We start from the raw sequence: 17,263 nt of genomic DNA on the forward strand, positions 1-17,263 counted from the left end.
ATTTCGCATGACTGACGCAGAGTTGTTGCCGCTGGAGCCGATCCAGCAGCTGTCCTTGTCTGGGGGCGGTTTTCGTGCCGCCTTCTTCCATCTGGGTGCCCTGCACGCGCTGGCGGCGCAGGGCCGGCTGCGCGAGCTGAAGCTCCTGGTGACGATCTCGGGCGGCTCGATCGCGGCCGGCTTCTTCTTCCAGGAGTGGATGCGGGCGTTGAAGCGAGGCACGGTCGACGACCAGGAACTCGCGCGCTGCGCCCTGCGCGCACAGCAGACGCTGTTCCGCAAGACGCGGCACAACCCGCGGCTGCGGGTGCTGGCGTCGGTGCGGGCGCTGAGCAGCGGGCTGGTGCGCAATGAGTTCGGCTTTTCGCTGGCCATGGCGCGCATCACCCGCCGCTGGCTGAGCACCCTGCACCGCGCCACGTCAAAGGAAGCCTGGCCGGCTGCGCTGCCCGAGTGGCGCATCGCGTGCTCCGACTACGCCCAGGGCAACCGCTGCGTGGTCGTCATCGGCCAGAAGGGCTTGCCGTTTCAGCCCGATGCCAACTACCTGTCGATGAAGGACCTGCCGGTGGCCAAGGCCGTGGCCTCATCCAGCGCAGTGCCGGGCGTGTTCGAGCCGATCCGCTGCGGGGCGTACCACCTGGGCGACGGTGGCGTGCTCGACAACCACGGCCTGCGTGAGCTCGACCCGGCCATCGGCACGGCTGTCTGCATCGACGCCTCGGCGCCGGTCTTGCCGATGAACCCCATCGACGGCTGGGCCACGCCCATGCGGGCCATGGACCTGATGATGGAGCAGACCCGTGGCGACGTGCTGCGCATGCGCAACTGCACGCTGATCTCGTTGCGCGACCCGGTGGCGCAACCGAGCGGGCTTGACTGGTGGTCGCACCTGCGCGCCTTGAGAACCGACCTCGACGACTTTGCCGCCACCGAAGCGCACCTGTTGTTCCTGGCCGGCTACCAGAGCACCACCGGCCAGCCCGACATCCCGCTCAACTGCTCGCACGACGACATGCTGGCGCTGTGGGAAACGATGAGCCGGGCCGAGCCCGAACAGCTGTCGCCTGACATGAAGCTGCAGCTGGCCGACAGCCGCGAGGCGTGCCTCGACGACCTGGAGCGCGGCCAGCATCTGCTCTTTGCCGGCATGCAGAAGCGCTCGCCGGTGTCCATCGCGGTCAGCCTGACCTCGCTCCTGATGCTGGCGCTGACCGTGCTGGTGCTGGTGCTGATCTCGAAGCTGGCCTGGGTGTCGGGCATCGCGTTGATTCCGCGGGCTTCTCGTGCACTGTCCAGCAATGGCCTGCTGGCGCTGGCGTGGCTGGGTGGTGCTCTTTGGCTGTGGCAGTTCCACGCGCCCCGGCGCGGAGCGATGTTCTACAACATGCGGCAGTGGATCGGCGTGCTCGCCGGCCCCATCGTGCTGCCGGTCGTGGTGCTGCTGTCGATCACACTGCGACTGAAGGTCATCGCGTTCTCGACGCGCGACCTGACGGCCTGGGCCCGCACGGCGCTCACGAAATATCAGCGCCGGCGTGCGGCCGGTGTTGTCGCCACGCCAAGTCAGTCGTCCTTGACGCAATCCACGAAGTAGTTGTGCGTCTCGGGGTTGATGTCGACCTCTTCCACCAGGCCGTGAACGTCGGTGTCGAAGCCCGGGAACTGAGCGTTGAACGAGCGCGTGAAGCGCAGGTAGTCGACGATCTTCTTGTTGAAGCGCTCGCCCGGGATCAAGAGCGGAATGCCCGGCGGGTACGGCGTCACCAGTGAGGCGGTGATGCGGCCTTCGAGGGCATCGATCGGCACCCGCTCGGTCTGGCGGTGGGCGATGCGCGCGAAGGCGTCGCTCGGCTTCATCGCCGGCTGCAGGTCCGACAGGTACATCTCGGTCACGAGGCGCGCGATGTCGCTCTTGGCATAGGCCTCGTGGATGGCCTGGCTCAGGTCGCGCAGGCCCATGCGCTCGTAGCGCGGGTGCGAAGCCACGAACTCCGGCAGCACACGCCACAGCGGCGCGTTTCGGTCGTAGTCGTCCTTGAACTGCTGCAGCGCCGTGAGCAGCGTGTTCCAGCGGCCCTTGGTGATGCCGATGGTGAACATGATGAAGAAGGAATACAGCCCTGTCTTCTCGACCACCACGCCGTGCTCTGCGAGGAACTTGGTGACGATGCTCGCCGGGATGCCGGTCTTGGCGAACTTGCCGGACATGTCGAGCCCCGGCGTGATGATGGTGCTCTTGATCGGGTCGAGCAGGTTGAAGCCTTCAGCCAGGTCGCCGAAGCCGTGCCACTTCTCGCCAGCCTTCAGCACCCAGTCGCTGCTCTTGCCGATGCCGTCGGAGGCCAGCTTCTCGGGGCCCCAGACCTTGAACCACCAGTCCTTGCCGTATTCCTTGTCGACCTTGCGCATGGCGCGGCGGAAGTCGAGCGCTTCAAGAATGCTCTCTTCCACCAGCGCCTTGCCGCCGGGCGCTTCCATCATCGCGGCGGCCACGTCGCAGCTCGCGATGATCGCGTACTGCGGGCTCGTGGAGCTGTGCATCAGGTAGGCCTCGTTGAAGAGGTGGCGGTCGAGCTTGCGGGTCTGCGAGTCTTGCACCAGCACCTGTGAAGCCTGGCTGATGCCAGCCAGCAGCTTGTGCGTCGATTGGGTGGCGAACACGAGCTGGTCCTTCGGGCGCGGGCGCTTGCGGCCCATCGCGTGGTAGGTGCCGTAGAACTCGTGGAAGGCGGCGTGCGGCAGCCAGGCTTCGTCGAAGTGCAGCGTGTCGATGTAGCCGTCGAGCGAGTGCTTGATGGTCTCTGTGTTGTAGAGCACGCCGTCGTAGGTGCTCTGCGTCAGCGTGAGGATGCGCGGCTTCACCTTCTTCGCGTCCACGCCCTTCAGCAGCGGGTTGGCGGCGATCTTCTTCCTGATGGCCTCCGGCGAGAACTCGCTCTCGGGGATGGGGCCGATGATGCCGTAGTGGTTGCGCGTGGGCCGCAGGAACACCGGCACCGCGCCGGTCATGATGATCGCGTGTAGGATGCTCTTGTGGCAGTTGCGGTCGACCACCACCACGTCGCCCGGCGCCACGGCGTGGTGCCACACCATCTTGTTGCTGGTGCTGGTGCCGTTGGTGACGAAGAAGCAGTGGTCGGCGTTGAAGATGCGCGCCGCGTTGCGCTCCGAGGCCGCGATGGGGCCGGTGTGGTCGAGCAGCTGGCCGAGCTCGTCGACGCTGTTGCACACGTCGGCGCGCAGCATGTTCTCGCCGAAGAACTGGTGGAACATGCGGCCGACGGGGCTCTTCAGGAAGGCTACGCCGCCCGAGTGACCCGGGCAGTGCCACGAGTAGGAGCCGTCTTGCGCGTAGTCGACCAGCGCGCGGAAGAACGGTGGCGCCAGGCCATCGAGGTAGCTCTTGGCCTCGCGGATGATGTGGCGCGCCACGAACTCGGGCGTGTCCTCGAACATGTGGATGAAGCCGTGCAGCTCGCGCAGCACGTCGTTCGGCAGGTGCTGCGAGGTGCGCGTTTCGCCGTAAAGGTAGATCGGAATCTCGGCGTTCTTGAAGCGGATTTCCTGAATGAACTTGCGCAGGCTGAGCACGGCGGGGTCGAGATCCGGGCCGTCGGCAAACTCGTTGTCGTCAATCGACAGGATGAACGCGCTGGCCCGGCTTTGCTGCTGCGCGAACTGCGACAGGTCGCCGTAGCTGGTGGCGCCAAGCACCTCGAAGCCCTCTTTTTCGATGGCTTCTGCCAAGGCGCGAATGCCCAGCCCCGAGGTGTTTTCGGAGCGGTAATCCTCGTCGATGATCACGATGGGAAAACGAAAGCGCAGCATGGCAATCCCGGGGCTGAAAGCGAAAGAGCGCGAAGTGTAGAGCCACTGGGTTACACCTGCGTGGCGTCATACACTGCGGCCACTTGAACCTGAGGAGAAGCCATGGAGCTGTCGATGTCGACTGCCTGGTGGGTACTGGCCGGCGCGGCCATTGCAGCCGAGTTGGCCACCGGCACCTTCTATCTGCTGATGGTGGCGCTGGGCCTCGCGGCCGGTGCCATCGCTGCGCACCTGGGCTTGCCCACCAGCCTGCAGATCACCACCGCCGCCATCGTCGGTGGCGGTGCCACGGCGGTATGGCACTGGCGGCGCATGCAGCAACCGCGGTCCGGGCCCGTGGCCGAGAACCGCGACGTGAACCTCGACATCGGCGAACGGGTCAACGTGACAGCCTGGGCGGCCGACCGCACCGCGAAGGTCTCTTACCGTGGCTCGACCTGGACGGCCAGGCTGCAGGCCGGGGCTCCCATGACATCCGGCGAGCACGTAGTCAAGGCCGTGGAAGGCAATTGGCTCGTTCTCGCGCCGCTCTCATCCCACTGATCCCACAGAAGGTATCCCATGGAAATCGCACTCGTTCTCGCGGTCATCGCCGCCATCTTCATCTTTCAGACCTTCAAGATCGTGCCGCAGCAAAACGCCTGGGTGGTCGAGCGTCTCGGCAAGTACGACCGCACGCTGACGCCGGGCCTCAAGTTCGTCGTGCCCTTCGTCGAGCGCGTGGCCTACAAGCATTCGCTGAAAGAAGTGCCGCTCGACGTGCCCAGCCAGGTCTGCATCACCAAGGACAACACCCAGCTGCAGGTCGACGGCATCATCTACTTCCAGGTGACCGACCCAATGCGCGCGAGCTACGGATCGTCGAACTACATCTCGGCCATCACGCAACTTGCGCAGACGCTGCTGCGCTCGGTGATTGGCAAGATGGAGCTCGACAAGACTTTCGAGGAGCGCGACCACATCAACATGTCGGTCGTCGCCGCGCTCGACGAAGCCGCCACCAACTGGGGCGTGAAGGTGCTGCGCTACGAGATCAAGGACCTGACCCCGCCGGCGGCGATCCTGCACTCGATGCAGGCACAGATCACCGCCGAGCGCGAGAAGCGCGCGCTGATCGCGGCCTCTGAAGGCCGCAAGCAGGAGCAGATCAACATCGCCACCGGCGAGCGCGAGGCGTTCATCGCCCGCTCCGAGGGGCAACGCCAAGCCGAGATCAACAAGGCGCAAGGTGAAGCCGCGGCAATCGTCGCGGTGGCAGAAGCCACGGCCGAGGCCATCCGCAAGGTGGCTGAATCCATCCGCTCACCCGGCGGCGAACAGGCCGTGCAGCTGAAGGTGGCCGAGAAAGCCGTCGAGGCGTTTGCGCAGCTCGCCCAGAAGAACAACACGATGATCGTGCCCGGCAACATGAGCGAAGTCGCCGGCCTGATCGCCACCTCGATGGCCTTAATCAAGCAGAAGACGCCGAGCTGAATCAAGCCGGTTGCATCTGTCGGCTAGAATCCGCGGCTTCCGGAGAGGTGGATGAGCGGTTTAAGTCGCACGCCTGGAAAGCGTGTGGGGGCTAATAACCCCCCGCGGGTTCGAATCCCGCCCTCTCCGCCAGAACGCTAGAAAACACGGGCCTCTCAGGCCCGTTTGTTTTTTGTGCCTGCGTTCAGGCTCGCGAACCCATCACCGCTTCTTCTTCCGCCGACTGGGCGCCACGGGCTTGGTCAACGACTGGCCGGTCCAGAAGTCCATCATCTGGCGGACGGCTGTCGCCTGCATCTTGGCGATTTCGCGGTTTGCAGCGGCACTCGCGTGACCGCGAGCAGCCCCGGTGGCCCGGTTGGCCGCACTCAACCAGGCACTCATGAAAGGATTCTTGGTCAGCCAGGGATTGCGCATCGTCACCTCCGTCGATGGTGCATTGAGTGCCATCCTTCACCGAGGGACCGACGCTGTCAGTCGCGCAACTTGCCATCCGGACGTAGTCTGCGTCCTACCAAACCGGAGATGATGTTTTCCTCTGTCACGCCGCAGCGAATGTGAGCGTAGAAACCTCAGCGAAAATGCAGAAAACGCGGGCCTCGTCGGCCCGTTTTATTTCTGCTCGCAGGAGACCGTCGATGGCGTCCGTTGCATCCGCCCCCTTGACCACCATGCCCGGCTGGTGGGAGCCGGGCAGCGTGAGTTTCGCGATGCTGAGCGGGGTGCCCGCTGCCTTCGTCGCATTCACGATCGGCAGCATTGCCGCGTACATCGCGTACCAGCAATGGAAGGTCGCGAGGGCGAGGCTCGATCTCGATCTGTTCGAACAGCGCTATGCACTGTTCGAGTCGCTGTGGGCATTTGTCTCGGCGGATGCCGATGACGCCGAGGATGCGGCCCGGGAGCTGAAGCGTGCCGTGCCCAAGTTCTACTTTCTCTTCGGGCCGGAGATCGGCATCTATGTCGAAGAGGTGTTGGCCAAGGGCATCCCGCAGCAAGACCCGGCAAAGCCTCTTTCGAAGCGCCCGGCGCCAACGGTCAGCGAGGCGAACGACGTTCGCAAGCGTTTCGGGCGCTATCTCGACTTCAAAGAGTGGGCCTGAAGGCACTGGCGCACGATGGCCAGTTGCCAACGGCGCGCTGCCGGTTACCGCAATGAAAAAGGGCGCCTTGCGGCGCCCTTTTCTTTTAACAGATGACTGAAGCTCAGCGAACCACAGCGATCTGTTCGCGCTTTTCACCCTTGTAGGTGTACAGCGTCAGGGCACCGTTCTTCACGTCGCCCTTTTCGTCGAACGCGATCGTGCCGGTCACGCCCTTGTAGCCTTCGGTCTTGGCCAGCTCAGGCAGGTACTTGGCAGGGTCGGCCGAGTCGGCCTTGACCATGGCAGCAACCATCACGTTCACGGCGTCGTACACGTACGGTGCGTAGATCTGCACGTCGGCGTTGAACTTGGCCTTGAACTTGGTCTTGAACTCTTCCAGGCCAGCCTTGGCTTCGCCTTCGACGCCACCGGCTTCAGCGCAGACCACTTGGCCGTCGGCCATTGCGCCACCCGCCAGCTTGGGCAGTTCGCCCGAGCAGATGCCGTCACCGCCCATGAACTTGGCCTTGATGCCGAGTTGCTTGGCTTGGCGGATCATCGGGCCGGCCACAGCGTCCATGCCGCCGAAGAACACGACGTCAGGCTTCGACGCCTTGATGGCAGTCAGGATGGCGGTGAAGTCGGTTGCCTTGTCGGTGGTGAACTGAGCAGGCGTGTTGACCTTGCCACCAGCCGCGACGACGCCCTTGGCGAACTCTTCGGCAACGCCTTGGCCATAAGCCGTGCGGTCGTCGACGACAGAGATCGACTTGCCCTTGAGTTCGGTGATGGCGTACTTGCCCAGCGTGCCGCCCAGGTGCACGTCATCGGCCACCACGCGGAACGTGGTCTTGAAGCCTTGACGGGTGTACTTCGGGTTGGTAGCGGACGGCGAGATTTGCGGGATGCCGGCGTCGCTGTAGATCTTGGAGGCAGGGATCGAGGTGCCCGAGTTCAGGTGGCCGACGACGCCGTTGACCTTGGAGTCAACCAGCTTCTGAGCGGCTGCGGTACCTTGCTTGGGATCGCCTGCGTCGTCTTCGGCGACGAGTTCGAAGGTAACCTTCTTGCCGCCGATGGTCAGGCCCTTGGCATTGAGTTCGTCAATGGCCATGCGCGCGCCATTTTCGTTGTCCTTGCCCAGGTGAGCGATGGCACCACTGGTGGGGGCGACGTGGCCGATCTTGATGACGGAGGAATCAGCCGATGCAGCAGAAGCTGCAGGAGCGGACGCCGCGGGTGCAGCCGCAGCAGGCTCTTCTTTCTTGCCGCATGCCGACAGCATCATCAACGCAACGGTAGCCGTCGCGGAGAGTGCGTAGATCGATCTCTTCATATCGTTTCCTTAAAGGTTGGAAAGTCTGATTAGCAAAGCTTGTGCCGATGCCCAATTTCAGACAGGCCGCCATGATCCCGAATGCGGAGCGAGAAAGCAATAAGAGGTGTTGCTCAATTGCTCAGCGACGCTGCAGCCGGTCGAGTTCGAGCGCCACGGCCCGAGCGACCATCTCGCGCAGGCTCGCAGCCACCTGGTTGCGCATCTCGCGTACCAGCGTGTCGGTCATTCGAGCCAGCACGGGGGACAGGGTTTCCCGCAGTCGGTGCTCGAACATCAGGTCGAGCTGCTTGTCGAGGTCGGCCAGCACGCGCTGGGTCAACATGGCCTCATCGATCAGCGGAGGCGCGATGAAGGCGGCATCGGCCTGCGCCCGGGCGGGCGGCTGCGGCGGCGGGTTGCCCGGCCAATCGCCCAACGGAGCCGGCGCGGTTTCGGCGTAAGCGGGGTCGGGTGAGAACGGCGGGTAGTCGTTATGGACCACTTCTGGTGTGGCCTTCTTGGGCATCACCACCACTTCGGTCAGCACCGGAACGCTTTGCGGCGGCTGGCTGTTGACCTTCATGCCGTGGCCTCTTGGGCAACGTCGTGCTTGGCGATCACATAGCCGCGGTCGCTGTAGTGCTTCCAGCGCGCCCGGCCGGCCATGCGATCGGGCCCGTCAACCGAGACCAGTTCGATGACACGTGCAAAAGTTTCGAAGCCGTCAACCAGTTCGTCACCCATGTTGAGCAGCACGTCGTGATGCGGCGCTTCCAGCACCTGCTCGGTCAGCCAGATCGGCGTGGCTTGCAGGCGCGCAGCGGGCGGCTGCCCCGGCCGGGCGTGGACATGCGGTACGAAATCGAGCGGCTCGAACACCCACAACTGGCGATCGAGTGCCGTCAAGACCTGGGTTGGTGCAGCCACCACCACACGTGCACCGCGACGCACCGCCTTGCGCAGCAGGCGGCAGGCGTAGCCCATGCGGTCGGGCACGTTGAAGTGGAAACTGACCTCGGTCATGGCTGGTCCGACTGAGCCGCTGCCAAGCGACCCCAAGGCGGCTGGTGCCCTCTCAGGGGGCAGAAGCGAAGCGGCGTGGGGGCCACAACAATCACTAGCGAACTTGCGACAGCACGAAGTGAGTCAACAGCGGCACCGGGCGGCCGGTTGAACCCTTCGCGCTGCCTGACTTCCAGGCGGTACCGGCCACGTCGAGGTGGGCCCAGCGGTACTTGCCGGTGAAGCGCTTGAGGAACAGCGCCGCTGTGATGGCACCACCGGCGCGCGAACCGACATTCGCCACATCGGCGAAGTTGCTCTTGATGCCGTCGGCGTACTCGTCATCGAGCGGCATGCGCCAGGCCGGGTCGAGCGACGCCTGGCTGGCAGCCAGCAGCTCGGCGGCCAATGCATCGTCTGGGCTGAACAAGCCGGAGTTGTGATGGCCCAGAGCAACCACGCAGGCGCCGGTGAGCGTGGCGATGTCGACCACCACCGCCGGCTTGAAGCGCTCGGCGTAGGTGAGCGCGTCGCAGAGGATGAGCCGGCCTTCGGCGTCGGTGTTCAGGATCTCGATGGTCTGGCCCGACATGCTGGTGACCACGTCGCCAGGCTTCACGGCCTTCCCGTCGGGCATGTTCTCGCACGAAGGGATGATGCCGATCAGGTTGATCTTGGGCTTGAGCTCGGCAATGGCGCGCAAGGTGCCGAGCACGCTGGCTGCGCCACCCATGTCGTACTTCATCTCGTCCATCTCGGCCGCGGGTTTGATCGAGATGCCACCGGTGTCGAAGGTGATGCCCTTGCCGACCAGCACGACAGGCGCCTGGCTCTTGGACGCGCCGTCGTAGCGCGCGACGATGAAGCGCAGCGGTTCGCTAGAGCCTTGAGCCACCGCGAGGAACGATCCCATGCCGAGCTTCTCGACGGCGTTGCGGTCGAGCACCTCGACCTTGAGTTGATGCGACTTGCCGAGCTTCTTGGCCTGGTCTGCCAGATACGTTGGCGTGCAGTGGTTGCCGGGCCGGTTGGCGCATTCGCGGGCGAGCGTTACGCCGGCGCTGATGGCTTGTCCGCGGACCAGGCCAGCCTGCACCGCTTTCGCTTCGGCCTTGCTGCAGACCAGTGTCAGCTTGTTGAGACTGGAGGCCGGTGGTGCGCTGGGCTTGGTGTGACGATAGAGATAGACGGCATCAGCCGCTGCGGTGGCTGCGGCTTCGGCATACCGGTCGTCGAGTTCGCCGCCGACGAAGGCCACTGCCACATGCTGAGCACCCAGGCCCTTCAGCTGGTTGAGCCCTTGCAGCACGGCCGATTTGAAGGCCTTGACGTCGTTGCCGCCTGAAGCGGCAGCCAGCACGCGCGGCGCTTTCACGCCGGCCAGCCGATGCAGATAGAGGCTGCGGCCGGACTTGAGCTTGAAGTCGCCCTGGGCCAGCGCGTCGCTCAGCGGAGACGCGAGCTTGCTGTCGAGCGATGCATCTACGGCTTCACCTGCGAGTACCAGCAACAGTGCATCTGCAGCGAGTGAGGACAAGTTGCCGGGCAAAGAAATCTGGTGTCGGAAGTCCATAATGCGGCCCATTCAAGAATCCAACGATGTTATTCGATTCCTCTCTGAGACGAGACCTGTCGCGCACATTCGGCGCCACGCTGGTGGTGATCCTGACGATCGTGCTGACGATGATGCTGATCCGCACGCTGGGCCAGGCTGCCGTCGGCCGCATTTCGCCGCAAGACGTGGTACTGCTGCTGGGCTACTTCGCGCTCGGCCACCTGCCCACGATGTTGAGCCTGTCTCTCTTCATCTCGGTCGTTGCCACACTCGGCCGCATGTATCGAGACAGCGAGATGGCCATCTGGTTTGCCAGCGGCGTGGGCTTGTCGCGCTTTGTGCGGCCGGTGCTGCGGGTGAGCTGGCCGGTGCTGCTGGTGGTGGCGCTGCTGGCGCTCTTCGTGTGGCCATGGGTCAACCAGCGCAGCACCGAGATGCGTGACCGCTTCGAGCAGCGCTCTGACCTGTCACGCGTGGCGCCGGGCCAGTTCCAGACCTCGCGCGATGGCCAGCGTGTCTTCTTCATCGAGCGCGCAAGCGAAGACGGTCGCGACGGGCGCAACGTCTTCATCCTCTCGAAGAACGGCGATTCCGAATCGGTGACGTCTGCGCGCAGCGGCCACATCGAGAACACGCCCGATGCGAACTTCCTGGTGCTCGACAAGGGACAGCAGAACGAACAGAACCTCAAGACGAACGAAAAGACGGTGGCCCGCTTCGAGAGCTACCGCGTGCAGGCCGGTGAGCGCGCGATGAGCAATGTCGACAAGCTGCCGCCCAAGGCGCGCCGCACCATCGAGCTGCTGCGTGGCCCCGATGCGCGCGCTCAGGGCGAGATCACCTGGCGGCTCGGGCTCACGCTCGGTGCTGCGAACCTGCTGCTGCTGGCCATCGGCCTCTCGGCCACGCAGCCGCGCCGTGCGAGCAACTGGAACCTGCTGTTCGCCCTGCTCGCCTTCGTCATCTACTACAACCTCATCAATCTCTCGCAAGCCTGGGTGGCGAACGGCAAGATGAGCATGGGCTTCGCGCTGATCATGACGCACGGCAGCGCGCTGGCGTTGGCGCTGGGACTCTTGTGGTGGCGCGATAACGGCACCAACCTGTCGCTGCTGCCGCGCTTGCGAGGCATGCAGAAGGCGGCAGCATGAAGACCGTTCGCCGCCTGCTGTATGCCGACATCGTGTCGGCCGTGTTCTTCGTCGCACTGGCCTTCCTGTCGCTCTTCTTCTTCATCGACTTCGTCGACGAACTGGCCGACATCGGCAAGGGCTACACCGCGCTGCACGCCGCGCTGCACTCCGCACTCGAGCTGCCCGGGCATCTGTACGAGCTGTCACCCATCGCGGTGCTGATCGGCACCATCTACGCGCTGTCTCGGCTGGCGCAGTCGTCTGAATTCACCATCTTGCGCACCGGCGGCCTCGCACCCGGCCGCGCCTTGACGCTGCTGGCAGCGTTGGGCGTGGTGTTCGGCATGGTCACCTTCGTGGTCGGCGACTACGTGGCGCCGTTGAGCGAGCGCGCCGCAGCGGGGCTGCAGGCGAGCTTCAAAGGGGGCTTCAACCTGGGCGCTTCGGGTGCCTGGTTGAAGGACCACACCGTCACCCCGCAGGGTGAGCGTTCCTACTCCATCAATGTGGAGCGCGCGGCCGCGGGCGGCGAGCTGCAGAATATCCGGGTCTTTGAATTCAATGGCGACGGCCAACTCCTGCGTCGCATCGGCGCGGCCAGCGGGCGCGTCGGCGCCAAAGATGTATGGACCCTGTCGAACGTGAGCATCACCGACTGGAGCGGCGCCGGTCAATCGGGCGACCGCTTGAACGTGGTCGAGGAGAAACTCGCCACCTATCAGTGGCCCAGCACGCTCTCGGCCAACGTGGTCGCTGCCGCCGTGCTGCCCGAGAACTCGATGTCGACGCTGGAGCTGTTCCGCTACATCACCCACCTGTCGGACAACGAACAGGCTGCGCAGCGCTACGAAATCAAGTTCTGGAAGCGGGCGCTCTACCCGCTGGCCTGCCTGGTGATGGTCGGCCTGGCCCTTCCCTTTGCCTACCTGCACGCCAGGGCTGGCGGCGTGAGCCTGAAGGTGTTCGGCGGCATCATGCTGGGCATCAGCTTCGTGCTGCTCAACAATGTCTCTGCGCACCTGGGCTTGCTCAAGGGCTGGACGCCATGGATGGTGGCGGCCACGCCGAGCCTCATCTACCTCCTCATGTCGTTTGCGGCGTTTAGTTGGCTGGTCCGATACAGATGAGCCCCCCAGTCGCTTTGCTCCTGCCCCCGAGGGGCCGAGCCCGGACGCATCTCGTCCTGAGGACGAGATGTGCCTGGCGAGGAGCCGGGCGTCCTCGCCCGGCGCGGCCTGCAAGGCCCGCCCGTCGGGCCGGGAGACCCGTCCTTTGGGCGTGGCTTGATGTGCGCTTCGCTTTGCCATGAAGCGCGGCTTGCTGTTGTTTGCGCATGGCGCGCGTGACCCGAATTGGGCGCTGCCCTTCGAAGCAGTGGCTGGCATCGTTCGCAAGGAGCGTCCGGAGATGCCGGTGCGGCTGGCGTTTCTCGAGTTCATGAGCCCTTCCCTGCGCGACGCGGGTCACGAACTCGCCGCGCTGGGCTGCACGCAAGTCGATGTGGTGCCGTTGTTTCTCGGCGCGGGCGGCCATGTGCGCAAGGACCTGCCGGCGCTGCTGTCGGAGCTGGCTCAGGCCCACCCGAGCGTGTCATGGAAGCTGCAGCCTGCCATCGGCGAAATCGACAGCGTGGCGCTCGCCATGGCGCAGGCTGCATTGGTTTTGTCCGACGCCTCTTCCTCATCAGACGCGAAGTGAAATAATCCGGGCCGTCCACATACTGCTCTGGAATATGAACCTGCATCAGTTTCGGTTTGTGCAAGAAGCGGTTCGGCGCGATCTGAACCTGACCGAGACCGCCAAGGCCTTGTTCACCTCGCAACCCGGCATCTCCAAGGCCATCCTCGAACTGGAAGCCGAACTCGGCGTCGACATCTTTGCGCGTCATGGCAAGCGCTTGCGCCGCGTCACCGAGCCCGGCGAGCATGTGCTGAAGTCGATCGAAGTCATCATGCGCGAGGTGGGCAACCTCAAGCGCATCGGCGAAGAGTTCTCCAAACAAGACAGCGGCACGCTCTCGATCGCCACCACCCACAGCCAGGCCCGCTACTTCCTGCCCGAGCCGCTGGCCCAGCTGCGCAAACGCTTCCCCAAGGTCAACATCAGCCTGCACCAGGGTTCGCCGGCGCAGGTGGCCCAGATGCTGATGGAAGAGGTGGCCGAGATCGGGATCGCCACTGAGGCGATCGGCGACGTCGACGAACTCGTGTCCCTGCCCTGCTATGAATGGCAGCACGCGCTGGTGATGCCGGCGAATCACCCGCTGGCCCAGGTCGAGCGCATCTCGCTCGAAGACCTCGCAGCGCAGCCGCTGGTGTCGTACCACCCTTCCTTCAGCGGACGGACCCGCGTGGACCAGGCCTTTGCCGCACGCCGGCTCAAGCCCAACATCGTGCTCGAAGCCATCGACGCCGACGTCATCAAGACCTATGTGCGCCTTGGGCTGGGCGTCGGCATCGTGGCCGAACTCGCAGTGCGCGACGACCCGCCGGGCGGCGACCTCGTGTCGCGGCCGGTGGGTCATTTGTTCGGCCAGAGCATCACGCGCGTGGCCTTCAAACGCGGCGCTTACCTGCGCAACTTCGTCTATTCATTCGCCGAGATGCTCTCCGACCGCCTGACGCGCGCCCTGATCGCACGCGCCATGAGTGGCGACGCGCACGACTACCAGCTATGAACACACGCTTCACAACCCCCGCACTTGCCAGCCGACTGCCGCAGGTCGGCACCACCATCTTCACCGTGATGTCGGCGCTGGCGCAGCAGCACAACGCGGTGAACCTGGGCCAGGGTTTTCCGGATTTCGATTGCGACCCGCGGCTGCTCGATGCAGTCAACAACGCGATGCGCAGCGGCTTCAATCAGTACCCGCCGATGACCGGCGTGCCGGCGCTGCGCGAAGCCGTCGCCACCAAGATCGCGAACATCTACGGATACCAGTACGACCCGGGCACCGAGATCACCATCACGGCCGGTGCTACGCAGGCCATCCTCACGACCATCCTCGCCATCGTGCACCCGGGCGACGAGGTGATCGTGCTCGACCCGAGCTACGACAGCTACGAACCCAACATCGTGCTGGCTGGCGGCACGGCCGTTCATGTGCCGCTGACGCCCCGCACCTTCAGGCCTGATTTCGATCGCATCGCCGCCGCGATCACGCCGCGCACCCGTGCCATCCTGGTCAACACGCCGCACAACCCGTCGGCCACCATCTGGACAGCCGATGACATGCAGCGCCTCACCGAGTTGCTGCGGCCGACCAACGTGATCGTCATTGCCGACGAGGTGTACGAGCACATGACGTACGACGGCCTGCAGCACGAAAGCGTCTCGCGCATCCCCGAACTGGCCGCACGCAGCTTCGTCGTGTCGAGCTTCGGCAAGACCTATCACGTGACCGGCTGGAAGGTCGGTTATGTGGCCGCGCCGGCGCCATTGATGGCCGAGTTCCGCAAGGTGCATCAGTTCAACGTCTTCACGGTCAACACCCCGGTGCAACATGGGCTGGCGGCCTACATGGCCGACCCCGAGCCGTACCTTGGGCTGAGTGCGTTCTACCAACGCAAGCGCGACCTCTTTCGTGCCGGCCTCGCGTCGACCCAGCTGAAGCTGCTGCCCACCACGGGAAGCTACTTCCAGACGGTCGACTACTCGGCGGTGAGCGACTTGTCTGAAGAAGCGTTCTGCCGCTGGTGCGCCACCGAGATCGGCGTTGCGGCGATTCCGATCTCGGCGTTCTACCCCGGCGGTTTCGAGCAGAAGCTGGCGCGCTTCTGCTTTGCCAAGAAAGATGAAACGCTGGAGCTGGCCCTCGGCCGGCTCAACGCACGTTTCGCTTGAAGTCGGGGCCTTCGACAAAGTCGAGCGACAGCGGGGGCTGATCGGTCGACACGTCAAGGTCGAGCGAAAAAGCTTGCTGCACCGGAACCGCAGCGGTTTCGACCGGAGTCGCCGGCACGTTGGTGAACGTGGCGGTGACGCCTTCGTCGTCGCCCAGAGGCAGCAGCAGATCGACGCCATCTTGAGGGGTATCGCGCTCGGCCAGGTCGCGCGACAAGCTGTAGAGGAACAGCAGTTCCCGGTACGCCGGCACATCGAAGGTCGGCCCGGCGTCGCGGCGGAACAGCGCCACGTCGAGCAGGTCCATGGCCTGCGATGGTGAGGCCCACGCCTTCTGCAAGCGCCCCATCACCTCCGGATAACCCTCGAGGCTGAGGCCGAGTTCGGGGTCGACATCCCACTCCGGGGCATAGGCGTTGAAGCGACGGTTGAAGCGCTCGCGAATGCGGTCGTAAGGCTCGCGCTCGCCACGACGGCGATAGATCTCGAGCAACTTCAGGTAAGGCAGCGGGCTCACGCCGCCGGTGCTGCGCACATGGCCCATGAGCAGGTCGATCGCGGCATCGTCTTGCCCCAGCACGACGAAGAACTCGGCCTGTTGTTCGAGGTCGATCAACTCTTCGGCTGACATGGGCCGACGAGGCTCCGCTTCGATGGTGCCACCACCTGAATCGAACTCGGCAGGGCGCGACGGCGCAGCCAACGGGGGCGGCATGAACATCGGCATCGGCGCGGGTTTTGGCTCCAACCTCTGTGTCGGCGGTGCTGCGGTGATCTCGACCTGAGGCATCGGAGCAGAAGCTGGGTCAGCGGGCTCAGCGAGAGGTGGATTGACCGCCTCCACTGGCGGCTTCCACCAGGCCGCTGCCCGTCGATCGCGACGCCGCAGCCACCACATTGCGGCCAGGCCCGCGGCAAGCACAGCGCACAGAACCACCGGCAGATAGACGAGAGGGTTGGCGTAACGGTCCGCCTCGGCAGCACGCACGCGCATCTGCATGTCGCTCAGCACCTTCGCGGTGGCCTCGCTGTCGCTGCGCAGCTTGAGCAGCGTGGCCTCCATCGCCTTGAGGCGCTCCTGGTCGCGAACGCGTTGCTCCTGATCCGGGTCCATGAATCGCGGCGCCGCACCTGACGCCGCGGGTTCCGGCGATGGGCTGGTTTGGCCGAGCGACGTGGCCATCTGCAACGACGGAGAGATGAGTGCATCGACCTCGACGGGATCGAGCCTCAACACGGGGCCGCGAGATGCTGGCTTAGCCGCTGCCTGCGGCTTGCTGCGCGAGCGAGCTGCAGTAGGTACACCGGGCGCGGTTGCCTTGGCTGATGCCGCGATCGAGCTGCGGCTCGGCATGTCGGGAACAGCCGGCGCCGCGCGGCTCTTGCGTGGCCGCGCTGCTTGTCTCTCAGCAGGTGCAGAGGCCGGTGGAACAGCCGACAGGACCGACTCCACCGGCGATCCGGCGCGGTCAGGTACCCAGGTCTCTTGCGTTTGGCCGCTGCCGGAAGCGACAGCACCCTGCCCCGGTGGATCTGCGAACACAGTGAAGCTGCGTGACAGGCTGGCCGTGCAACCCGCATGCAGTTCGATGCTCAGAACCGGTTCGTCCACAGGGATCGTGGTGGACACGCGGATCTGGCGCTCGCCGGTGCTCGATGAAGTCTCGACACGCGCACGGACCATCGACGAGGGAAGAAGGCGATCGCCGAAGCTGACATCGGCGCGCACGCAAGACGATTCGATGCTCTCGTTGGCGTCGAGACGCAATGCTATTGCAAAGCTCAGCGGCTGGCCCAGCATGGGAGCAGCCGTCACCTTCCCGAAGCCCAGCGCCGTCGCCCTTCCCGCACTCAACCCAAGAGCAAGAATCAGCGTGATCGACGTCAGGAATCTCTGCATTCGAAAGGGCATGCCGGATAGCGTTTGACTCTAGCATGAAGCACCCTGTTTTCAGAGGTAGAACGCCCCCTGGATGACCCTAGCCATGTCGCATGACACAATGATTCGTGCGACTTGCGCGCG

Annotated in this window: 16 protein-coding genes and 1 tRNA gene; 10 read left to right on the top strand and 7 right to left on the bottom strand. The window is 64.6% G+C overall.

Annotation, left to right across the window (positions count from 1 at the left end; genetic code table 11):
- The first annotated feature begins 7 nt into the window (after positions 1-7).
- Positions 8-1,597, top strand: a complete 1,590-nt coding sequence (locus AC1DYS_RS14575) for a patatin-like phospholipase family protein (RefSeq protein WP_477900267.1) — start codon at positions 8-10, stop codon at positions 1,595-1,597.
- On the opposite strand, the gene AC1DYS_RS14580 is transcribed toward AC1DYS_RS14575, so the two are convergent.
- Positions 1,567-3,831: an Orn/Lys/Arg family decarboxylase gene (locus AC1DYS_RS14580; protein WP_477900269.1), complete on the bottom strand. Its 2,265-nt coding sequence runs from the start codon at positions 3,829-3,831 to the stop codon at positions 1,567-1,569. The two genes, AC1DYS_RS14575 and AC1DYS_RS14580, sit on opposite strands and share 31 nt — an antisense overlap.
- Positions 3,832-3,945: 114 nt before the next feature.
- On the opposite strand from AC1DYS_RS14580, the gene AC1DYS_RS14585 reads away from it, so the two are divergent.
- The 3 genes from AC1DYS_RS14585 (at position 3,946) to AC1DYS_RS14595 (ending at position 5,436) form a co-directional block, all read left to right on the top strand.
- Positions 3,946-4,374 carry an NfeD family protein gene (locus AC1DYS_RS14585; protein WP_477900271.1) on the top strand — a complete coding sequence of 143 codons (429 nt, stop codon included), beginning with the start codon at positions 3,946-3,948 and terminating at the stop codon, positions 4,372-4,374.
- An 18-nt stretch (positions 4,375-4,392) separates the two neighbouring features.
- Positions 4,393-5,304, top strand: a complete 912-nt coding sequence (locus AC1DYS_RS14590) for an SPFH domain-containing protein (RefSeq protein ID WP_477900273.1) — start codon at positions 4,393-4,395, stop codon at positions 5,302-5,304.
- A gap of 41 nt (positions 5,305-5,345) precedes the next feature.
- A tRNA-Ser gene (locus tag AC1DYS_RS14595) sits at positions 5,346-5,436 on the top strand.
- A 69-nt stretch (positions 5,437-5,505) separates the two neighbouring features.
- Here the strand turns inward: AC1DYS_RS14595 and AC1DYS_RS14600 are convergent.
- Positions 5,506-5,721, bottom strand: a complete 216-nt coding sequence (locus tag AC1DYS_RS14600; protein ID WP_477900275.1) for a hypothetical protein — start codon at positions 5,719-5,721, stop codon at positions 5,506-5,508.
- A gap of 221 nt (positions 5,722-5,942) precedes the next feature.
- On the opposite strand from AC1DYS_RS14600, the gene AC1DYS_RS14605 reads away from it, so the two are divergent.
- Entirely contained in the window at positions 5,943-6,407 is a 465-nt protein-coding gene (locus AC1DYS_RS14605; protein ID WP_477900277.1) for a hypothetical protein, read from the top strand.
- Positions 6,408-6,510: 103 nt separating this feature from the next.
- Here the strand turns inward: AC1DYS_RS14605 and AC1DYS_RS14610 are convergent, their stop codons facing one another.
- The 4 genes from AC1DYS_RS14610 to AC1DYS_RS14625 all read right to left on the bottom strand — a co-directional run bounded on the left by AC1DYS_RS14610 (position 6,511) and on the right by AC1DYS_RS14625 (position 10,282).
- A complete protein-coding gene (locus AC1DYS_RS14610) occupies positions 6,511-7,725 on the bottom strand; it encodes a branched-chain amino acid ABC transporter substrate-binding protein (RefSeq protein WP_477900279.1) in 1,215 nt (404 codons plus the stop codon).
- 121 nt (positions 7,726-7,846) lie between these two features.
- Positions 7,847-8,290, bottom strand: a complete 444-nt coding sequence (locus AC1DYS_RS14615) for a hypothetical protein (RefSeq protein WP_477900281.1) — start codon at positions 8,288-8,290, stop codon at positions 7,847-7,849.
- Positions 8,287-8,730 carry a DNA polymerase III subunit chi gene (locus AC1DYS_RS14620; RefSeq protein WP_477900283.1) on the bottom strand — a complete coding sequence of 148 codons (444 nt, stop codon included), beginning with the start codon at positions 8,728-8,730 and terminating at the stop codon, positions 8,287-8,289. The genes AC1DYS_RS14615 and AC1DYS_RS14620 overlap by 4 nt, the downstream gene beginning before the upstream one ends.
- A 94-nt stretch (positions 8,731-8,824) precedes the next feature.
- Positions 8,825-10,282 (bottom strand): leucyl aminopeptidase, encoded by a 1,458-nt coding sequence (locus tag AC1DYS_RS14625; RefSeq protein WP_477900285.1) that lies wholly within the window; start codon positions 10,280-10,282, stop codon positions 8,825-8,827.
- A 26-nt stretch (positions 10,283-10,308) separates the two neighbouring features.
- On the opposite strand from AC1DYS_RS14625, the gene lptF reads away from it, so the two are divergent.
- The 5 genes from lptF to AC1DYS_RS14650 all read left to right on the top strand — a co-directional run bounded on the left by lptF (position 10,309) and on the right by AC1DYS_RS14650 (position 15,240).
- Positions 10,309-11,415, top strand: a complete 1,107-nt coding sequence (lptF, locus tag AC1DYS_RS14630) for an LPS export ABC transporter permease LptF (protein ID WP_477900287.1) — start codon at positions 10,309-10,311, stop codon at positions 11,413-11,415.
- Entirely contained in the window at positions 11,412-12,524 is a 1,113-nt protein-coding gene (lptG, locus tag AC1DYS_RS14635) for an LPS export ABC transporter permease LptG (RefSeq protein ID WP_477900289.1), read from the top strand. Before lptF ends, lptG begins: the two co-directional genes overlap by 4 nt.
- A 178-nt stretch (positions 12,525-12,702) precedes the next feature.
- Positions 12,703-13,095 carry a sirohydrochlorin chelatase gene (locus AC1DYS_RS14640; RefSeq protein ID WP_477900291.1) on the top strand — a complete coding sequence of 131 codons (393 nt, stop codon included), beginning with the start codon at positions 12,703-12,705 and terminating at the stop codon, positions 13,093-13,095.
- 34 nt (positions 13,096-13,129) lie between these two features.
- On the top strand, positions 13,130-14,074 hold the full coding sequence (locus tag AC1DYS_RS14645; RefSeq protein WP_477900293.1) for a CysB family HTH-type transcriptional regulator: 945 nt from the start codon (positions 13,130-13,132) through the stop codon (positions 14,072-14,074).
- The gene (locus tag AC1DYS_RS14650; RefSeq protein WP_477900295.1) at positions 14,071-15,240 is read left to right on the top strand and encodes a pyridoxal phosphate-dependent aminotransferase; all 1,170 of its coding nucleotides are present in this window, start codon (positions 14,071-14,073) and stop codon (positions 15,238-15,240) included. Before AC1DYS_RS14645 ends, AC1DYS_RS14650 begins: the two co-directional genes overlap by 4 nt.
- Here AC1DYS_RS14650 and AC1DYS_RS14655 read toward each other — a convergent pair.
- Positions 15,221-17,140 (bottom strand): type IV pilus assembly protein FimV, encoded by a 1,920-nt coding sequence (locus AC1DYS_RS14655; RefSeq protein WP_477900297.1) that lies wholly within the window; start codon positions 17,138-17,140, stop codon positions 15,221-15,223. The two genes, AC1DYS_RS14650 and AC1DYS_RS14655, sit on opposite strands and share 20 nt — an antisense overlap.
- Positions 17,141-17,263 lie beyond the last annotated feature (123 nt).

It is taken from the genome of Rhizobacter sp. P2_G4, from assembly GCF_056403575.1.